This is a genomic window from Mesorhizobium sp. M7A.F.Ca.CA.001.08.2.1, assembly GCF_003998455.1.
GTDB lineage: Bacteria > Pseudomonadota > Alphaproteobacteria > Rhizobiales > Rhizobiaceae > Mesorhizobium > Mesorhizobium ciceri.
Genome location: NZ_RZPW01001006.1, coordinates 1 through 1,816, shown reverse-complemented (window position 1 = coordinate 1,816; position 1,816 = coordinate 1). Strand labels below are relative to the sequence as shown.

The window sequence follows — 1,816 nt, the reverse complement described above, 5'->3', positions numbered from 1 at the left end:
GCAGCATCTCCAGCTCCAGCCACTCCTCTTCAAACGCGGCCAGCGTGGCGCGCTCCTTGTCGAGGGCGGCGATGGTTTTCTGGAAGGAGGCGGGGTCGCGCTCGTAATAGGCGGGATCGGCGATGTTGTTCTCCAGCCTTGAGATCGACGCCATCACAGCCTCGATTTTCTTGGGCAGCGATTCCAGCGCGAACTTCTGCTTGAACGACAGTTTCTTCGCTGGTCCCTTTGGCGCAGTGGCCTCGCTTTTGCCGGGTGCTGGCGCTTCGCCGCTTTCGGCTTTCGCGCGCGCCTTGCGGTCGTCCAGCCTGGTGCCGCCGCGCTGCGCCAGCATGTCGGAATAGCCGCCGGCATATTCGATCCAGCGGCCTTCACCATCCGGCGCGATCAGGCTGGTCACGGTGCGGTCGAGGAAATCGCGGTCGTGGCTGACCAGGATGACTGTGCCGGCAAAACCGGCAACCAGCTCCTGCAGCAGTTCCAGCGTCTCCATGTCGAGATCGTTGGTCGGCTCATCCAACACCAGAAGGTTTGCCGGCCGCGCCAGTACGCGCGCCAGCAAGAGCCGCGCCCGCTCGCCGCCGGATAGTTCGCGCACCGGGGTGCGCGCCTGCTCCGGCTTGAACAGGAAATCCTTCATGTAGGAGACGACGTGGCGCTGCTCGCCATTGATGACGAGGTTCTCGCCGCGCCCATCGGTGAGGTACTGCGCCAGCGTCTCCTGCGGGTCGACCGCCTCGCGCTTCTGGTCGAGCGTGGCGATCTCCAGATTGGTGCCGAGCCGCACCGAACCGGCGTCCGGCTTCATCTCGCCGGTCAACATCTTCAAGAGCGTGGTCTTGCCAGCGCCGTTCGGCCCGACCAGGCCAACGCGATCGCCGCGCTGGATGCGGGTCGAAAACCCCTTGACCACGGTGAGATCGCCAAAGCTCTTTTCGATATTTTTGGCCTCGATCACCAGCTTGCCGGACTCGTTGGCGTCGCTCGCCACCATGGTCGCCGACCCTTCGGCGCCGCGATGGCCGCGAAAACGCTGGCGCATGGTCTGCAATTCGCCGAGACGGCGCATGTTGCGCTTGCGCCGCGCCGTCACGCCGTAGCGCAGCCAATGCTCCTCACGCACGATCTGGCGGCCGAGCTTGTGCTGCTCGCGCTCTTCCTCTTCTAGCACCAGGTCGCGCCATTCCTCGAAATGGCCGAAGCCCTTGTCTAGCCTGCGGGTCTGGCCGCGATCGAGCCAGACGGTGGCGCGCGACACGCGCTCGAGGAAGCGGCGGTCGTGCGAGATGACGATCAGTGCCGAGGAGGTGCGGATGAGTTCTTCTTCCAGCCATTCGATGACCGAGAGGTCGAGATGGTTGGTCGGCTCATCGAGCAGCAGGATATCGGGCTCGGGCGCCATGACGCGGGCAAGGGCGGCGCGCCTCGCCTCGCCGCCCGACAGGTCGTTCGGACGTTCCTCGCCCGACAGTCCAAGATGCTCCATCAGATAGCTGGCGCGGTACGGATCGTCGGCTGGGCCTAGTCCGGCCTCGACATAGGCGCGGACAGTGGCAAAACCCTCCATGTCGGGCATCTGCGGCAGATAGCGGACGGTCGCCGAAGGCTGGCGGAACACCTCGCCATCCTGCGGCTCGATCAGGCCGGCGGCGATCTTCAGCAGCGTCGACTTGCCGGACCCGTTGCGGCCGACCAGTGCGATCTTGTCGCCGGCCGAGGCGGTCAAGGCGGCGCCATCGAGCAGCGGCGTGCCGCCGAAAGTCAGTTTTATCCCGTCGAGGTTGAGAAGGGGCGGGGCCATGTCAGCTTTCAGGTA

At 65.3% G+C, this 1,816-nt stretch carries 1 protein-coding gene; it reads right to left on the bottom strand.

The genetic code is table 11. The features are described 5' to 3' along the window. On the bottom strand, positions 1-1,801 hold a 1,801-nt coding region (locus EN914_RS34075), incomplete at its 3' end, for an ABC-F family ATP-binding cassette domain-containing protein (RefSeq protein ID WP_164779123.1). Positions 1,802-1,816: the final 15 nt, after the last annotated feature.